The sequence below is a fragment of the Nocardioides sp. BGA-UO-ETr-FS32 genome, assembly GCF_059567905.1.
In genome coordinates this window covers 12,006-26,477 of record NZ_JCAQOX010000017.1, presented here as the reverse complement: position 1 = coordinate 26,477, position 14,472 = coordinate 12,006, and the positions used below count along the sequence as shown (strand labels likewise).

General features: G+C 73.2%; 17 protein-coding genes and 1 pseudogene. 9 read left to right on the top strand and 9 right to left on the bottom strand.

Features of this window, described 5'->3' with window-relative positions:
- Positions 1 to 29 precede the first annotated feature (29 nt).
- The 8 genes and pseudogenes from eboE to AC57BS_RS20295 all read right to left on the bottom strand — a co-directional run bounded on the left by eboE (position 30) and on the right by AC57BS_RS20295 (position 6,569).
- Positions 30 to 1,199 (bottom strand): metabolite traffic protein EboE, encoded by a 1,170-nt coding sequence (gene eboE / locus AC57BS_RS20330; protein WP_496413264.1) that lies wholly within the window; start codon positions 1,197 to 1,199, stop codon positions 30 to 32.
- 5 nt (positions 1,200 to 1,204) lie between these two features.
- The gene (locus AC57BS_RS20325) at positions 1,205 to 1,393 is read right to left on the bottom strand and encodes a hypothetical protein (protein WP_496413263.1); all 189 of its coding nucleotides are present in this window, start codon (positions 1,391 to 1,393) and stop codon (positions 1,205 to 1,207) included.
- A gap of 206 nt (positions 1,394 to 1,599) precedes the next feature.
- A pseudogene (locus AC57BS_RS20320) lies at positions 1,600 to 2,043 on the bottom strand (TatD family hydrolase); the annotation flags it as partial.
- 59 nt (positions 2,044 to 2,102) lie between these two features.
- The gene (locus AC57BS_RS20315; RefSeq protein WP_496413262.1) at positions 2,103 to 2,747 is read right to left on the bottom strand and encodes an EboA domain-containing protein; all 645 of its coding nucleotides are present in this window, start codon (positions 2,745 to 2,747) and stop codon (positions 2,103 to 2,105) included.
- Entirely contained in the window at positions 2,744 to 3,619 is an 876-nt protein-coding gene (locus AC57BS_RS20310; RefSeq protein ID WP_496413261.1) for a sugar phosphate isomerase/epimerase family protein, read from the bottom strand. The genes AC57BS_RS20315 and AC57BS_RS20310 overlap by 4 nt, the downstream gene beginning before the upstream one ends.
- Complete coding sequence (locus AC57BS_RS20305) at positions 3,616 to 4,476, bottom strand: SCO3242 family prenyltransferase (RefSeq protein ID WP_496413260.1); 861 nt, start codon at positions 4,474 to 4,476, stop codon at positions 3,616 to 3,618. Before AC57BS_RS20305 ends, AC57BS_RS20310 begins: the two co-directional genes overlap by 4 nt.
- Positions 4,473 to 5,693, bottom strand: coding sequence for an inositol-3-phosphate synthase (locus AC57BS_RS20300; protein ID WP_496413259.1), 1,221 nt, complete (start codon positions 5,691 to 5,693; stop codon positions 4,473 to 4,475). Before AC57BS_RS20300 ends, AC57BS_RS20305 begins: the two co-directional genes overlap by 4 nt.
- A gap of 93 nt (positions 5,694 to 5,786) precedes the next feature.
- Positions 5,787 to 6,569: a DUF3109 family protein gene (locus tag AC57BS_RS20295; protein WP_496413258.1), complete on the bottom strand. Its 783-nt coding sequence runs from the start codon at positions 6,567 to 6,569 to the stop codon at positions 5,787 to 5,789.
- 26 nt (positions 6,570 to 6,595) lie between these two features.
- On the opposite strand from AC57BS_RS20295, the gene AC57BS_RS20290 reads away from it, so the two are divergent.
- From AC57BS_RS20290 to AC57BS_RS20270, 5 genes are all read left to right on the top strand, one after another.
- The gene (locus tag AC57BS_RS20290; RefSeq protein WP_496413257.1) at positions 6,596 to 7,540 is read left to right on the top strand and encodes a Ppx/GppA family phosphatase; all 945 of its coding nucleotides are present in this window, start codon (positions 6,596 to 6,598) and stop codon (positions 7,538 to 7,540) included.
- A 2-nt stretch (positions 7,541 to 7,542) separates the two neighbouring features.
- Entirely contained in the window at positions 7,543 to 8,337 is a 795-nt protein-coding gene (locus AC57BS_RS20285) for a sugar phosphate isomerase/epimerase family protein (protein WP_496413256.1), read from the top strand.
- Positions 8,338 to 8,344: 7 nt separating this feature from the next.
- On the top strand, positions 8,345 to 8,938 hold the full coding sequence (locus AC57BS_RS20280; protein WP_496413255.1) for a TetR/AcrR family transcriptional regulator: 594 nt from the start codon (positions 8,345 to 8,347) through the stop codon (positions 8,936 to 8,938).
- Between the two features lie 74 nt (positions 8,939 to 9,012).
- Positions 9,013 to 9,732 carry an ABC transporter ATP-binding protein gene (locus tag AC57BS_RS20275; protein WP_496413254.1) on the top strand — a complete coding sequence of 240 codons (720 nt, stop codon included), beginning with the start codon at positions 9,013 to 9,015 and terminating at the stop codon, positions 9,730 to 9,732.
- Positions 9,729 to 10,466, top strand: a complete 738-nt coding sequence (locus tag AC57BS_RS20270; protein WP_496413253.1) for an ABC transporter permease — start codon at positions 9,729 to 9,731, stop codon at positions 10,464 to 10,466. Before AC57BS_RS20275 ends, AC57BS_RS20270 begins: the two co-directional genes overlap by 4 nt.
- Here AC57BS_RS20270 and AC57BS_RS20265 read toward each other — a convergent pair.
- Positions 10,447 to 10,827: a hypothetical protein gene (locus AC57BS_RS20265; protein WP_496413252.1), complete on the bottom strand. Its 381-nt coding sequence runs from the start codon at positions 10,825 to 10,827 to the stop codon at positions 10,447 to 10,449. The genes AC57BS_RS20270 and AC57BS_RS20265 overlap by 20 nt on opposite strands.
- Positions 10,828 to 10,910: 83 nt before the next feature.
- Here AC57BS_RS20265 and AC57BS_RS20260 point away from each other — a divergent pair, with 83 nt between their 5' ends.
- The 4 genes from AC57BS_RS20260 (at position 10,911) to AC57BS_RS20245 (ending at position 14,457) form a co-directional block, all read left to right on the top strand.
- On the top strand, positions 10,911 to 11,846 hold the full coding sequence (locus AC57BS_RS20260; RefSeq protein ID WP_496413251.1) for a proline dehydrogenase family protein: 936 nt from the start codon (positions 10,911 to 10,913) through the stop codon (positions 11,844 to 11,846).
- 47 nt (positions 11,847 to 11,893) lie between these two features.
- The gene (gene proC / locus AC57BS_RS20255) at positions 11,894 to 12,694 is read left to right on the top strand and encodes a pyrroline-5-carboxylate reductase (protein WP_129454866.1); all 801 of its coding nucleotides are present in this window, start codon (positions 11,894 to 11,896) and stop codon (positions 12,692 to 12,694) included.
- Between the two features lie 132 nt (positions 12,695 to 12,826).
- Complete coding sequence (locus tag AC57BS_RS20250; protein WP_496413250.1) at positions 12,827 to 13,765, top strand: hypothetical protein; 939 nt, start codon at positions 12,827 to 12,829, stop codon at positions 13,763 to 13,765.
- 74 nt (positions 13,766 to 13,839) lie between these two features.
- A complete protein-coding gene (locus tag AC57BS_RS20245; protein ID WP_496413249.1) occupies positions 13,840 to 14,457 on the top strand; it encodes a class F sortase in 618 nt (205 codons plus the stop codon).
- Positions 14,458 to 14,472: the final 15 nt, after the last annotated feature.

Genomic DNA, 14,472 nt, shown 5'->3' with positions numbered 1-14,472 from the left:
TGTGCGGTTCCGAGAGGGGTCGGGGAAGGTCAGTCGAGAGGCGTCAGGCCGAGGGAGACCAGCTCGTCGCGCACCCACCGCAGCTCCGCGGCGAGCCCGGCGGCCAGCGCGTCGTCGTCGGCCGGCGCGCCGCCGGGCAGCACGGACCAGGTGTAGGTCTCGACCTCGAGGTGGTCGGTGCGGGCCGTGTCGCCGCCGAGCAGCGCCGTCAACGACTCGCGCAGCTCGTCGCGGCTGTTGCGCAGGGGACCGGCGGGGTCGGCGTGCACCGGCACGTGGAAGTGCACCCGCCACGGTGAGCGGTCGTCGAGCGGGCGCCGCCCCCCGAGCGCGTCGGGGAGGTCGTCGCGGGCGGCGAGGCGGGTGCCCACCCGCTGGCGCACCTGGTGCAGGAAGCGGTCCTCGGAGTACGCCGCCAGCGCCGCGCGTGCCTCCGGGTCGGCCGGGTCGTCGACGACGAGGGCGGCGGCGGGCTGCACCTTGACCACGTCGAGGCCGGCGGCGTCGAGGCGTGCGAGCGCGTCGGTCGCGTCCTCGAACCCGACGGCGAGGTGGCACAGGTCGAGGCAGACGCCGATGCGCTCGCGGTCGGCGGAGTCGAGCCGCTCCACGGCCTCCGCGATCGTCTCGATCACGCACCCCGGCTCGGGCTCGAAGGCGACCCGTACGGTCCTCCCGGTGTCGGCCTCGATCTCGGCGAGGCCCTCGGCGAGCGTCTTGAGGTGGAGCTCGGCGTGGGACTGCCGGTCGGCCAGCCACGGCGCGCGCCAGGCGAGCGGGAGCGTGGAGATGCTGCCGCGCGCGGCGTCGTCGGGCAGCAGCGCGGCGAGCACCCGGGCGACGTCGAGGGTGTAGTCGAGCCGGGCCTGCTCGGCCCAGGTCGGGTGGTAGACGCGCTTCTTGACGACCTCGTCCTGGAACGCCGCGTAGGGGAAGGCGTTGAGCGTCACGATCTCGACGCCGTGCGCGTCGATCGCCTCGCGCAGCCGCTCGACGGCACCGAGGTCGGCGGCGAGGGTGCGCGCGGCCGCTGCCGGGAGCCACATCCCGAGCCCGATGCGATCGGTGTCGAGGTGGCGGCGGAGGCGGTCGCCGTACGCCCCGACCTGCCGGACCAGCCCGTCGACGTCCTCGGCGGGCAGCACGTTGGTGCCGTAGCCGAGGTGGACGACGGTGCCGTCGGGGTGGCGCAGCCGCATCGCGATCAGTCCCGCGAGCCGCGGAGGATCGAGTTGCCCTCGAAGGTCGCGGTGGCGTCAGAGATGGCGTCAGAGGTGGCGTCGGCGGTGGCGTCGTCGCCCAGCAGGAGCCGGCCGCTCTGGCCGAAGAACTCGACCGGGTTGCGCCAGAGCACCCGGTCGACGTCGTCCTCGGTGAAGTCGGCCTCGAGCATCGCCGCGCCGGTCTTCGCGGTCTTGAGCGGATCGCTGCGCCCCAGTCGGCGGCCGAGTTGACCAGCACCCGGCCGAGCCCGCGGCCCAGCTCGACCCGGCGCCGGAGGATCGCGACCATGCGGTGCTCGTCCAACTTGGTGTCGGGATAGATCGAGAAGCCCATCCAGCAGCCGGCCTCGTCGACCTGGTCGACCGTGACCTCGTTGAGGTGGTCGACCACGACCATCCCCGGCGCCAGTCCCGACTCGGCGACCAGCTCGAGGGTGCGGCGGGTGCCCTGCTCCTTGTCGCGGTGCGGGGTGTGGACCATCGCCGGGAGCTCGAACTCCACCGCCAGCTCGAGCTGGCGGACGAAGGCCTTCTCCTCCGCGGCCGTCATCGAGTCGAAGCCGACCTCGCCGACCGCGACGACGCCGTCCTTGGCGAGGTAGCGCGGCAGCACGTCGAGCACCTCGGCGCAGCGCGGGTCGTTGGCCTCCTTGGGGTTGAGCGCGATCGTGCAGTGGTGGGCGATGCCGAACTGCGCTGCCCGGAACCGCTCCCAGCCGACGAGCGCGTCGAAGTAGTCGGTGAACGAGCCGACGCTCATGCGCGGCTGGCCGAGCCAGAACGCCGGCTCCACGACGGCGCGTACGCCGGCGGCGTGCATCGCCTCGTAGTCGTCGGTGGTGCGCGACGTCATGTGGATGTGGGGGTCGAAGATGCGCATCAGGACTCCGTCTGGTGGGGGGACGCGGCGCAGGCGTCGAGCACGACCTGCACGTCGGGAGGTACGTCGCGCCCGGCCGCCTCGCGCTCGCGCCGGTAGCGCTGCACCATCTCGGCGAGCTCGCGGTCGGCGCGGGTCGCGAGCCCGGTGACGGCGGCGACCGGGACGCCGGTGAACAGGCACTTGAGGACGCCCTGGCGCCACGCGTCGTCGTCGAGTCGGTCGCTGTGCGGCCCCATGGCCGCGGCGACGAGCCGGGTGTCGTTGGTGCGCAGCGCGTCGAGCAGCACGTCGCTGCCGTCGAGCTCGCTGGGCGCCCCGGCGAGGGCGTGCAGGACCGCCCGCTTCTCGTCGTTGTCGCCGTAGCGGTAGAGCTCGCGCAGCTCGGCCAGCAGTGCGTCGGCGTCGAGGCCCCGGGCGGCCGCGCGCACCAGCCCGACCCGTACGGCGTCCTCGACGAGCACGCCGTCGGCGCCGGGCAGCGGTCCGCGCCCGGTCTGCCGGGCGGCGGCGGGGAACGTACGGCCCAGGCGCGAGGGGTCGGCGGCGACCTCGGCGGTGAGGGCGTCGTGGCGCTCGCGTGCCGCGTCGTCGAGCGCGGCGCGCACGGTGTCGGGGTCGGCCAGGGGTCGGATGTCCGTCACGATTGGGCTTCGTCCTCGTCGAGCCGGTCCAGCGACGCGCGCAGGGCCGTCATCTGCCGGGCCGCGACGGCCGGGGCGGCGTGGGAGTGGCGGGGGAGCTCGACGCTGGCGAGCCCGGCGAACCCGGTGTCGAGCAGCGCCCGCAGCACCGCGTCGAGGTCGAGCGTGCCGCTGCCGAGCTCGAGGTGCTCGTGGACGTCGCGCACCATGTCGTCGACCTGCACGTTGCCGACCAGGTGACCGGCGAGCGCGATCGACGCCTCGGGGCTGCGCGGCTCGTTGCACACCAGGTGGCCCAGGTCGAGGGTCAGGCGCAGGTGGTCGGGCTCGCCGAGGCGTCGGCGCAGCTCCAGGGCCTCCTCGACGGTGTCGACGTGCATGCCCGGCTCGGGCTCGAAGCAGACGGTGACGCCGAGCTCGTGGGCGAGGTCGAGGACCGGGCCGAGGCCGTCGGTGAGGCGCCGCCACCCCTCCTCGGCGCTCGCCCCCTCAGGCAGCACCCCCGACCAGCACGACATCGCCTCGGCGCCGAGCTCGGCGGCGATGCGTACGGCGCGGGTGAGCAGCTCGACCCGCGGGCCGCGGTCACCGTCGCTGACGAGGGTGGGCTCGTGCTTGTGCCACGGGTCGAGGACGTAGCGCGAGCCCGTCTCGATGACGACCGCGAGCCCGTGGTCGGCGAGCGCCTTGGCCGCCCGCGCGGTCTGCGCGGCCGCGTCGTCGGCGAAGGGGTCGAGGTGCGGCTGGTCGAGGGTCAGCGCGACACCGTCGTAGCCGAGCCCGGCGAGCACGGCGCAGGCGTCGGGGAACCGGTGGCCGGAGAAGCCGTTGCTGCCGTAGCCCAGCCGCAGTCCGCGCCCTGCCGAGCTCACGTCGGGCTCCAGCGCTTCGACAGGGCGCGATAGGCGGGACCTGCGCCGACGACCGTCGCGGCGGCGCCGAGCCGGCCGCGACGGGCGAGCCAGGCGCCCTGGAGCAGCGAGAAGCCGCCGATGCCGGTGCGCGTGGCCGTACGCGCGGCGTCCGCGGTCGGGTCCAGCGCGGCGCGCACCTGGGCACGGCCGACGACCACGGCGTACGCCGCCGAGAGGCCGACGCCGGCCAGCCGGGCGACGCGGCCGGCCTCCCGGTCGTGGTGGGCAATGTGCGCGGTCGCGGCCGCCACGGTGAGCGTGCCCGCCGTGACGGCGGCGGCGACCGCGGGTCGGGTGCCGTGGACCTCGCCACGGCTGAGCCAGGTCAGACCGGCGGTGTGGGCGCTGACGGCGAGGGCGGGCTGCCAGGCGCTCGCGGGGGAGGCGTGGGCGCCCAGGAGCACGTCGAGGCCGCGGGTGGAGGCCATCGCGACCGGCCCGAGCGCGGCGTCCTTGGCGACCGCGTCGTAGGCCACGACCATGACGGCCAGCGGAGCACCGATCGCCAGCGCCGACCGGCCTCCGACGAGGGTCGCGATGCCGAGGCCCGCGGCGCCGAGGCCGGCCGCGATCCCGAGCGCGGCTCCCGGGGTGATCCGGCCGGACGGGATCGGGCGCTCGGGCCGCTCCTCGGCGTCGACCCGTCGGTCGCACCAGTCGTTGAAGGCCATCCCGGACCAGTAGAGGCACGTCGAGGCCAGCGGCATCGCCCACCCGCGCCCTGCACCTGCGTGCGCGGCGCCGGACCAGGCGTCTCCCGGGATCGAGAGAGCAGCGGGGGCGCGGGTCAGCTCGACGAGGTCGCCGAGCCTCACGACGACACCCGGTCGGCGCACTCCCGCGACCACGCGAGCAGCGTCTCCCACTGCTGGGCGAGACGGTGCTCCTGCGAGCCGAGCGGCGACTTGAAGAAGAACCCGAGGGCCGCCAGGGGCCCGGTCTCCCCGGCGGCCGCGGCCCGGCCGGTGAGCCGGGCGAGGTCGAGAACGAGCGGCGCGGCGAGCGCCGAGTCGCAGCCCTCCCAGGTGAACTGCATGGTCATCCGGGTGCCGAGGAAACCGTCGAAGCGCACGTGGTCCCACGCGGTCTTCCAGTCGCCGAGGTCCTCGACGTAGTCGATGTGCATCGGCCCGGGGACCTCGTGCCCGAGCATGGACTCCAGCCCGGAGCGCTTGGTGCCGGTCTTGCTCGCCCGGGCCGCGGGGTCCGACAGGGTCGACCCGTCGCCGCCGCCGAGCAGGTTGATCGAGGTCCACGAGCGCACGGCGAGCGACCGGGTGGAGAACATCGGGGCGAGCGCCGACTTCACCAGCGTCTCGCCGGTCTTGCCGTCGCTGCCGGCGTAGGGCAGTCCGCGCTCGGCGGCGAGCTCGAGCAGGGCGGGGACGTCGATGCCGGGGCTCGGCGTGAACGCGACGTACGGCGCTCCCGCGAGCAGTGCGGCGCAGGCATAGGTGGAGCTGGGGGACAGGGGTGCGCGGCCCGCTGCCCAGGCTGCCTGGAGGTCGGCCCACGTGGCGGCGTCGGGACCCGCGTCGTGCGGCGCCTCGGTGCTGGAGACGTCGATGACGACGACGCGGTCGACGCCCGCGGCGAAGGCGCGGATGTCGTCTGCCAGCTGCTCGACGTCGGCACGCTGGTCGGCGGCCTCGCCACCGCGTACGCCCGGGCGCAGCCGCGCCTCGGTCGCCTCGAGCTCACCCGCGACCTGGTGGGCGAGGATCCCCGGCACCACGCCTCCCGCGACCAGCCGCTCCGCCTGCTTGACGAGCGGGGTGGTGTCGACGTCGTGGCCGGCGACGACGATGTCGGCCCATGCCGCGAGGCCGCGCGGGTCGAGGTCGGGGTGGCCGGTCACGCACCCGGTCTCGTCAGTCAGGCGCGCGGCGAGGGCGCTGAGCCCGATGGTCGCCGTGGTCGCGAGCGAGCCGCGCGCGCCGATGAACCAGACGCCGAGGATGCCGGGGGCGGGGCTGGGCGGGCTGCTGGGCGTGCTGCTGGGGGAGTCCGAGGACGTGGAGGGGGAGGCCACCGCTCGAACGTAATGCACGTCACAGCCACTTTCAACGCTAAGGCCAAGACTTTTGTGCGAGCAGCGGTCAAAAGTGCGTCAGAAGTGCGTGCGTCAGAAGTGCGAGGGGTCCGCCGGGTGGAGCGCGAGCGCCGAGCGGGAGCGCACGTGCGCCTCGCAGTGCCAGCTCAGCTCGGCGTACGCCTCGGGTCCCATCAGCTCGACGAGCTCGGCCTCGTGCGTGACCCAGACCGGTTCGAGGGCGACGTGCGCCTCGGTGTTGCCGGAGCAGTACCAGTCGAGGTCGTGGCCACCGGGACCCCAGCCGCGGCGGTCGTACTCGCCGATCGAGACCTCGGTGTAGGCCGTGCCGTCCTGCCGCTCGACCTCGCGGAACTGGCGGCGGATCGGCAGCTGCCAGCACACGTCGGGCTTGGTCTCGAGCGGGTTGCGGCCCTGGCGCAGCGCGAGCCCGTGCAGCGCGCAGCCCGCGCCCACGTGGCCGTCGGCGTTGGTGAAGTCGGTGCGGTTCTGGAACACGCAGGCCTGCTGTCCGTCGACCTCCACCACCAGCGTCTTGCGCTCGCCGTCGTCGTCGGTCTCGATCCAGTCGGACTTCTTCACCGCGCGTCCGGGGTGGAGCTGCCAGTCGTCGGGGGTGAGCTGGGCGACGAAGCCCGCCACCCGCTTCTCGTCGTCCTTGTCGGCGAAGTGCGCGCCGAGGGTGCAGCAGCCGACGTCGGGTGCGTCGGCGTAGATCCCAGCGCAGCCCTGGCCGAAGATGCACATGTAGGCAGACGTGAGCCAGGTCAGGTCGCAGCGGAAGACCTGGGTCTCGTCGGACGGGTCGGCGAACTCGACGAACGCGCGGGGGAACACCAGGTCTACTTCGGGCACTGCATGAGCCTAGTAGTTTGGACATCATGCGCCTGGGCGTCCTCGACATCGGATCCAACACCGGTCACCTGCTGGTGGTGGACGCGCACGGCGGTGCCGCCCCGCTGCCGGCCTCCTCGCACAAGCAGCCGCTGCGCCTGGCCGAGCACCTCGACGACGAGGGTGCGGTCACGCCGGAGGGCATCGAGGCGCTCACCGACTTCTGTGCCTCGGCGACGCGGATCGCCGAGGACAAGGGCTGCGAGGAGATGCTCGGCTTCGCGACCTCGGCCGTGCGCGACGCCGTCAACTCCTACGAGGTGCTCGCCCACGTGGAGGAGCACAGCGGCGTCACGCTCGAGGTGCTGTCGGGCGAGGACGAGGCGCGGCTGACCTTCCTGGCCGTACGCCGCTGGTTCGGCTGGTCGGCCGGCCGGCTCGCCGTGTTCGACATCGGCGGCGGCTCGCTCGAGATCGCCGGTGGCACCGACGAGGCCCCCGACGTCGCGTGGTCCCTCCCGCTCGGCGCGGCCCGGATGGCGCGAGCCTGGTTCGGCGGCGGCACTCCGTCGGAGGAGACGGTCCGCGACCTGCGACGGCAGGTCCGCGCCGACATCGCCCGTGACGCCGGGCACCTGCTGCGCCCCGGCGGTCCGGACCGGGCGGCGGCCACCTCGAAGACGTTCCGCTCGCTGGCGCGCATCTGCGGTGCCGCGCCCAGCGGCGACGGTCCCCTCGTGCCGCGCGTCCTCGAGCTCGAGACCCTGTCGGCCTGGATCCCCAAGCTGATGGCGATGTCGCCCGAGGAGCTCGCCGACCTGCCGGGCGTCTCGCCCAGCCGTACGCACCAGATCGTCCCCGGCGCGCTCGTCGCTGAGGCCTGCATGGACATCTTCGAGCTCGCCGAGCTCGAGATCTGCCCGTGGGCCCTGCGCGAGGGTGTGATCCTCGAGCGCCTCGACCAGATCTCCGTCGTCACCAGGCAGCGCTGACGATGGCCGCCCCGCTGATCGGCCTCTCCTCCGCCTCGGTCTATCCCGAGTCGACGGCGCACGCCTTCGGGTGGGCGGCGCAGCTGGGCTACGACGCGGTCGAGGTGATGGTCGGCATCGACGCGCTCAGCCAGCAGGTCGACGCGGTGAAGAAGCTCAGCGAGCACCACCAGGTGCCCATCTGTGCGGTCCACGCGCCGTGCCTGCTCTTCACCCAGCGGGTCTGGGGCACCGACCCCTGGGGCAAGCTGGAGCGGTCGGCCGAGATGGCCGAGGCGGTCGGCGCCGACGTCGTGGTGGTCCACCCGCCGTTCCGCTGGCAGAAGGACTACGCCGCGGGGTTCGTCGAGGGCATCGCCTCGCTCGAGGCCCGCACCGGCATCGCCTTCGCCGTCGAGAACATGTACCCCTGGCGGGCGTCCTCGCGGCGCGGGATGGAGATGTACCTCCCCGGGTGGGACCCCAGCTCGCAGGACTACGCCAACACCACCATCGACCTCTCCCACGCCGCCATCGCGCGCAGCGACGTCATCGCGATGGCCGAGCGGATGGGCGAGAGCCTGCGCCACATCCACCTCACCGACGGCACCGGGTCGGCCAAGGACGAGCACCTCGTGCCGGGTCGCGGCGTGATGCAGGCCGACGCGTTCCTGCGACACCTCGCGGGCACCGGCTTCTCGGGCCACGTCGTGCTCGAGATCAACACCCGCCGGGCCGCCAGCCGGGCCGAGCGCGAGGCCGACCTCGCCGAGTCGCTCGAGTTCGCCCGGGCGCACCTCGGGGTGACCACCCCGTGAGCCGTCCGTGACTGCCCGCACGTCCCGAGGTCGTCGCCCGGGCGCCCCGGACACCCGTGCGGAGGTCCTCGCCGCGGCACGTACGTCGTTCGCCGGGAAGGGGTTCCGCGGCACGACGATCCGCGCCGTCGCAGCCTCCGCCGGAGTCGACCCGGCCCTGGTGCACCACTACTTCGGCACCAAGGACGACCTCTTCCTCGCCGCGCTGGAGATGCCGGTCGACCCGCGCCAGCTGCTCGTACCCGTCATCGCCCAGGGGCCGGACGGTGCGGGGGAGCGGCTGGTCCGGACGTTGCTCTCGGTCTGGGACGACCCGGAGCACCAGGTGCGGCTGCTGGCGGTGGCGCGATCGGTGCTCAGCGAGGACGGCGCGACCCTGCTCAAGGACGGGTTCATCCCGGTCGTCGTCGGCCCTGCCCTCGCCCAGCTCGTCACGGACCGGCCCGACGTACGGGTCCCGCTCGTGGCCAGCCAGGTCGTCGGTCTCCTCGTCACCCGCTACCTCATCGCCCTGCCCGCGATGGCCGACATGCCCGCCGAGGACGTGGTCGGGCGGGTCGGCCCGGTGATCCAGCACTACCTCACCGGCGACCTCCCCTGACGTACGCCCCTCCGCTCGTCCGTCCGCCCGCCGGGGGGTTGACGGGGTCCGCCTCCGCGCGCACAATTCAACACATGATGAAAAACGTCATCGAGGTACGCGACCTGGTCGTCGTACGCGGCTCCCGTGAGGTCCTGCCCGGCATCTCGCTGGACATCGCGGCCGGCGTCACGGGGCTGCTCGGGCCCAGTGGGTGCGGCAAGACCACCCTGATGCGCTGCCTGGTGGGTGCGCAGCGGGTGCGGTCCGGCACGGTCGAGGTGCTCGGCGAGCCTGCCGGCAGCCAGCCGCTGCGGACCCGGGTCGGGTACGTCACCCAGGCGGCGAGCGTCTACGACGACCTGACCGTTGCCGAGAACCTCGCGTTCTTCGCCCGCGTCCTCGGCGTCGACCCGGGCCAGGTCGACGAGGCCGTCGCGGCGGTCGGGCTCGACGACCACCGCTCGCAGGTCGTGGGCAGCCTCTCGGGCGGCCAGCGCAGCCGGGTCAGCCTGGCGGTGGCGCTGCTCGGCACGCCTGACGTGCTGGTGCTCGACGAGCCGACGGTCGGCCTCGACCCGGTGCTGCGCCGCGACCTGTGGGAGCTGTTCCACCGGATCGCCGAGGGGGGAGCCGCGGTGCTCGTGTCGAGCCACGTCATGGACGAGGCCGAGCGCAGCGACCGGCTGCTGCTCATGCGCGAGGGACGGATCATCGCCGACGGGTCGCCGGAGCAGATCCGTGAGCGGACCGGCGCACGGGACATCGAGCAGGCCTTCCTCCACCTCGTCGAGAAGACAGGAGCCCCGCAGTGAACGCCCGCGTCACCCTCGCCGTCGCTGGCCGCGTATTGCGCCAGGTCCGCCGCGACCACCGCACCCTGGCGATGCTGCTGGTGGTGCCGTGCGCGCTGATCAGCCTGCTCTGGTGGATGTTCCAGGACCTCGACCCCTTGCTGTTCGACCGCTTCGGGCCGGGCCTGCTCGCGATGTTCCCCTTCATCGTCATGTTCCTGGTGACGAGCGTGACGACCCTGCGCGAGCGCTCGTCCGGGACGCTCGAGCGACTGCTCACGATGCCCCTCGGCAAGCTCGACTTCCTGCTCGGCTACGCCCTCGCGTTCGGCCTGCTCGCCGCGGTCCAGTCGGCGCTGGCAGTCGCAGTCAGCGTCGGTCTGCTCGGCCTGGAGGTGCAGGGTCCGGTCTGGCTGCTCGGCGTGGTCGCCGTCGCCGACGCCGTCCTCGGCACGGCGCTCGGCCTGCTGGTCAGCGCCTTCGCGACGACCGAGTTCCAGGCGGTGCAGTTCATGCCGGCCTTCGTGCTGCCGCAGATCCTGCTGTGCGGGCTCTTCGTCCCTCGCGAGGCGATGCCGGGCGTGCTCGAGGCGATCAGCGACGTGCTGCCGATGTCGTACGCCGTCGACGCGATGCAGGAGCTCGTCGGCGCGGCCGACACGCTGGAGGTGTGGCGCGACGTCACGGTCGTGGCGTGCTTCGCGCTCGCATCGCTGGCGCTGGGTGCCGCCACCCTCAGGCGCCGGACACCCTGACCCGCGCGAACAGCCAGGCGCCGACGGCGAACAGCCCGGCGTACATCGCGGTCAGCATGACGATGTCGGGGACGGAAGCCGCCACGTCGTCCGTCGCGACCATGCCGATGGCCACCGCACCCGCGACCACGGTCGTCAGCGCCGCGGCGCCGAGGGCGTACGCCATCCCGTGCGGGCGGAAGCGGGTCGCGATCGCGACCAGCAGCAGCACCGCCGGTGCCGCGAGGTAGACCCAGTCACGGTCGCCGTCGCCGACGATGCCGAGGGCGCCGATGCCGAGGAGCAGGAAGAGGACCGTGCAGACGGACACGGCCATGGCGATCGCGTAGCGCGTGGTGCGTGAGGAGGGGCTGGACGGCATGCAGACGACGGTAGGCCCGCTCCCCGTCGGAAGGGGTGGAGGAGGTGTGAAGGTTCGGTGCGGATCGGCGTAGCCTTCGGGCCATGTCGTTGCTCCGCCAGCCGATCCTGCTCCTCGCCCGCAGCCAGGGGGTGAAGCGGCTGGTCTCCACGATGCCCGTCTCGAGCGGCATCGTCACCGGCTACGTCCCCGGCGAGACCACGGAGACCGCCGTCGCGGCGACCCGGGTGCTGGTCGATGACGGCCTGCGCGTGACGCTCGACTACCTCGGCGAGGACACCACCGACGCCGCCCAGGCCGAGGCGACCGTCGCCGCCTACAAGGAGCTGCTCGCCGACCTCGCCGCCAGGGGCCTCGCGCCGCACGCCGAGGTGTCGGTCAAGCTCAGCGCCATCGGGCAGTCCCTCTCCGACAACGGCCACAAGGTCGCGTTGGAGAACGCGCGCGACATCTGCCGCGCCGCCCGCAACGCCGGCACCACGGTGACCCTCGACATGGAGGACCACACCACCACCGACTCGACGCTGACGATCCTGCGCGAGCTGCGCAAGGACTTCCCCGAGACCGGCGCCGTGCTGCAGGCGATGCTGCACCGCACCGAGGCCGACTGCCGCGCGCTCGCCTACGAGGGCTCCCGCGTCCGGCTGTGCAAGGGCGCCTACATGGAGCCGGAGGACGTCGCCTTCCAGGACCGGCTCGACGTCGACAAGGCCTACGTACGCTGCCTCAAGGTGCTGCTCGGCGGCCAGGGCTACCCCATGATCGCCACCCACGACCCGCGGATGATCCAGATCGCGTCGTCCCTCGCCAGCAGGTTCGGCCGTCGCCCCGGGACCTACGAGTTCCAGATGCTCTACGGCATCCGGCCCGAGGAGCAGAAGCGCCTGGCCGCGGCCGGCGAGACGATGCGGGTCTACATCCCCTACGGCACCGAGTGGTACGGCTACCTCATGCGCCGCCTGGCCGAGAAGCCCCAGAACCTGGCGTTCTTCGTACGCTCCCTCGTCTCGAAGAAGTGAGCGCACAGCTTCCGCGACGAAGGAGCGGGAGCAGTAGGTTGGGCTCCATGACTACAGCGATCATCGGTGCCGGTGTGATGGGGGAGACCCTGCTCTCCGGGCTGGTGCGCGCCGGGCGCCGGGTCGACCAGCTGATGGTCGGCGAGAAGCGTGCCGAGCGCGCCCGCGAGCTCGAGGAGCGCTACGGCGTCGCCGTGGTCTCCAACCGCGAGGCGGCCGCGAAGGCCGACACCGTCGCGCTCGTCGTCAAGCCGCAGGACATGGGCGACGTGCTCGACGAGATCGCGCCCGACCTGCGTGCCGGGCAGCTCGTCGTGTCGCTGGCCGCCGGCATCACCACCGCCTTCATCGAGTCGCGGGTGCCCGAGGGCGTCGCCGTCGTACGGGTCATGCCCAACACGCCGGCCCTCGTCGACGAGGGCATGGCGGCGATCTCGCCCGGCCAGCACTGCGACGAGGCCCACCTCGCCGAGGTGGAGTCGCTGATGGCCTCCACCGGCAAGGTGCTGCGCATCCCCGAGAAGCAGATGGACGCGGTCACCGCGATCTCCGGCTCCGGCCCGGCCTACATCTTCTTCGTCGTCGAGTCGATGATCGAGGCGGGCGTCCACCTCGGGCTGCCGCGGGCCACGGCGACCGAGCTGGTCGTGCAGACCCTCGTCGGGTCGGCAGCGATGCTGCGCGAGACCGGCACCCACCCCGTCGTGCTGCGCGAGCAGGTCACCTCGCCCAGCGGTACGACCGCCTCCGCCCTGCGCGAGCTCGAGATCCATCGGGTCCGCGCGGCGTTCCTCGCCGCGATGGAGGCCGCGCGCAACCGTTCGCGAGAGCTGGCCGAGGGCAGCTGACGGCATGGTCCAGACCGGCCTGGTCGCGGCCTGTCTGGTGGGTCACCTCTGAGCGACTTCGCCCTGCTGGCGAGGGAGGATGGAGGGGACCGACCAGGTCATTCCCGCGGACCGCAGAACTAGGTGATGGTCATGACCGCGGCACGATTCGCACGTTCACGACTCTCGGGAATGGTCAGGGTGGCCTTCGTGCTCGCCCTCGCCGGCGCCATCGCGGTACTCAGCGGTGGCATGTTGTTCCTCTCCGCCGGAAGCGCCGGCTCGGCCCCCACAGGGTCGGACACCACGTGCGTCCCCTCCGAGGCATGGACCGAGACCACCGACTGGGTGCTCGCGGCCCCCGGTGAGGGATGGCGGCAGGTCGACCAGCGCACGGTCGTCGACGAGGCTGCCTGGACGGAGGAGGTCTTCGCTGGCTGGCAGCACTACTCGTGGACGGGTGGCCCGCTGGAGGCTGGCGTGATCCCGGCTGTGCCGACCGGCCTCGACGACCCGGACTGGCAGGACAACGTCACGCACGAGCCGCACACGAACAACCCCCAGGTGACCTGGCTGGACGACACCGGCTGGGGCCTGCACTACATGAGCCACGGGAGCGCGGGCCTGGCCGACTGGTTCTACCTGCAGCGGCTGACTGAGGTGGTGGACCACCCGGCCGTGACCCACGAGGAGTTCCGCTACGCCTTCGACCACCCGGCCGTGGTCTGCCCGACCCCACCGCCGACCACGCAGCCGCCGACCACGCAGCCACCGACCACGCAGCCACCGACCACGCAGCCGCCCGAGGTCCTGCCCTCCACGGCCACCTCGCCTGAGCCGAGCCAGGAGCCGAGCCAGGAGCCGGTCCAGGAAACGGAGGCCCCGGCCGACGACGTCGAGGTGCTCGGAGCCCAGGCGTCGCAACCGCCCGCTCCGGCGGCGGAGGTGCCCAAGGTCGTGGACGCCGGCCTGTCCGCCAGTGCCGTTGACGGCGCTCTCGCGGGGAAGCGATGGGGTCTCGGCCTCGTCGCAGGCGGGCTGGTCCTGCTGGCGATCGCCGGCGGTGTGCTGACCAGGATCCGTCGGTCCTGACCCTGCCGGACGTCCCCCGGCACCAGCCGGGGGCGTCCTCGTGGAGGGAGAGCACGGTGCGACCACCTCGCCTCATGACCGTCGCCTGCTGGACCACCGTGGTCGGCGGGGTGCTCGGCCTCGCCCTGGCCGTGGTGATGGCGGTGTCCCTGGGCGCTCGCGACGTCTCCGACGTCTCCGAGGGGTCGGGGGCCGCCTCGGGCGGTGCCATTGTGGCGACGGAGCCGCCGCCCGCCGCAGACCGTACGTGGACCGCTCCCGGGCCGCCGCTCGCCGTGCGCATCCCGGCGCTCGGCGTGCGCGCTCCGGTGGCGGCGGTCTCTGTGGAGTCCGGTGGCGTGCTGGCCCCACCTGCCGATCCGAACCTCGTGGGGTGGTGGAGCGCGGGAGCCCGACCGGGCAGTCGCCGGGGAACGGCGGTGCTGACCGGCCACACCGTGCACGACGGTGCCGGAGTCTTCGACGACCTCGGTGACCTCGAGGTCGGCGACGCCATCCAGGTCGTGACCCGCGCACGGATCCTCGTCTTCGACGTCCGGGTCGTCCGCGACCTCAGCAAGGAGCAGCTCGCGGCCCGCGCCGGGCGGTTGTTCGCCCAGGACCGCGACCCCGGCCTCGTCCTGGTGACGTGCACCGGATGGGACGACGGGCGCTACCTGGCCAACACCGTCGTGGTCGCTCGCGACCGGTGAGGGCAAGGAGGGGTA

Coding starts and splice junctions, on each gene's coding strand:
- AC57BS_RS20250 (WP_496413250.1), top strand. CDS start 12,827: ATGACCGCGGCACGATTCGCACGTTCACGACTCTCGGGAATGGTCAGG.
- proC (WP_129454866.1), top strand. CDS start 11,894: ATGACTACAGCGATCATCGGTGCCGGTGTGATGGGGGAGACCCTGCTC.
- AC57BS_RS20290 (WP_496413257.1), top strand. CDS start 6,596: ATGCGCCTGGGCGTCCTCGACATCGGATCCAACACCGGTCACCTGCTG.
- eboE (WP_496413264.1), bottom strand. CDS start 1,199: ATGCGGCTGCGCCACCCCGACGGCACCGTCGTCCACCTCGGCTACGGC.
- AC57BS_RS20245 (WP_496413249.1), top strand. CDS start 13,840: ATGACCGTCGCCTGCTGGACCACCGTGGTCGGCGGGGTGCTCGGCCTC.
- AC57BS_RS20325 (WP_496413263.1), bottom strand. CDS start 1,393: ATGCTCGAGGCCGACTTCACCGAGGACGACGTCGACCGGGTGCTCTGG.
- AC57BS_RS20285 (WP_496413256.1), top strand. CDS start 7,543: ATGGCCGCCCCGCTGATCGGCCTCTCCTCCGCCTCGGTCTATCCCGAG.
- AC57BS_RS20275 (WP_496413254.1), top strand. CDS start 9,013: ATGATGAAAAACGTCATCGAGGTACGCGACCTGGTCGTCGTACGCGGC.
- AC57BS_RS20260 (WP_496413251.1), top strand. CDS start 10,911: ATGTCGTTGCTCCGCCAGCCGATCCTGCTCCTCGCCCGCAGCCAGGGG.
- AC57BS_RS20265 (WP_496413252.1), bottom strand. CDS start 10,827: ATGCCGTCCAGCCCCTCCTCACGCACCACGCGCTACGCGATCGCCATG.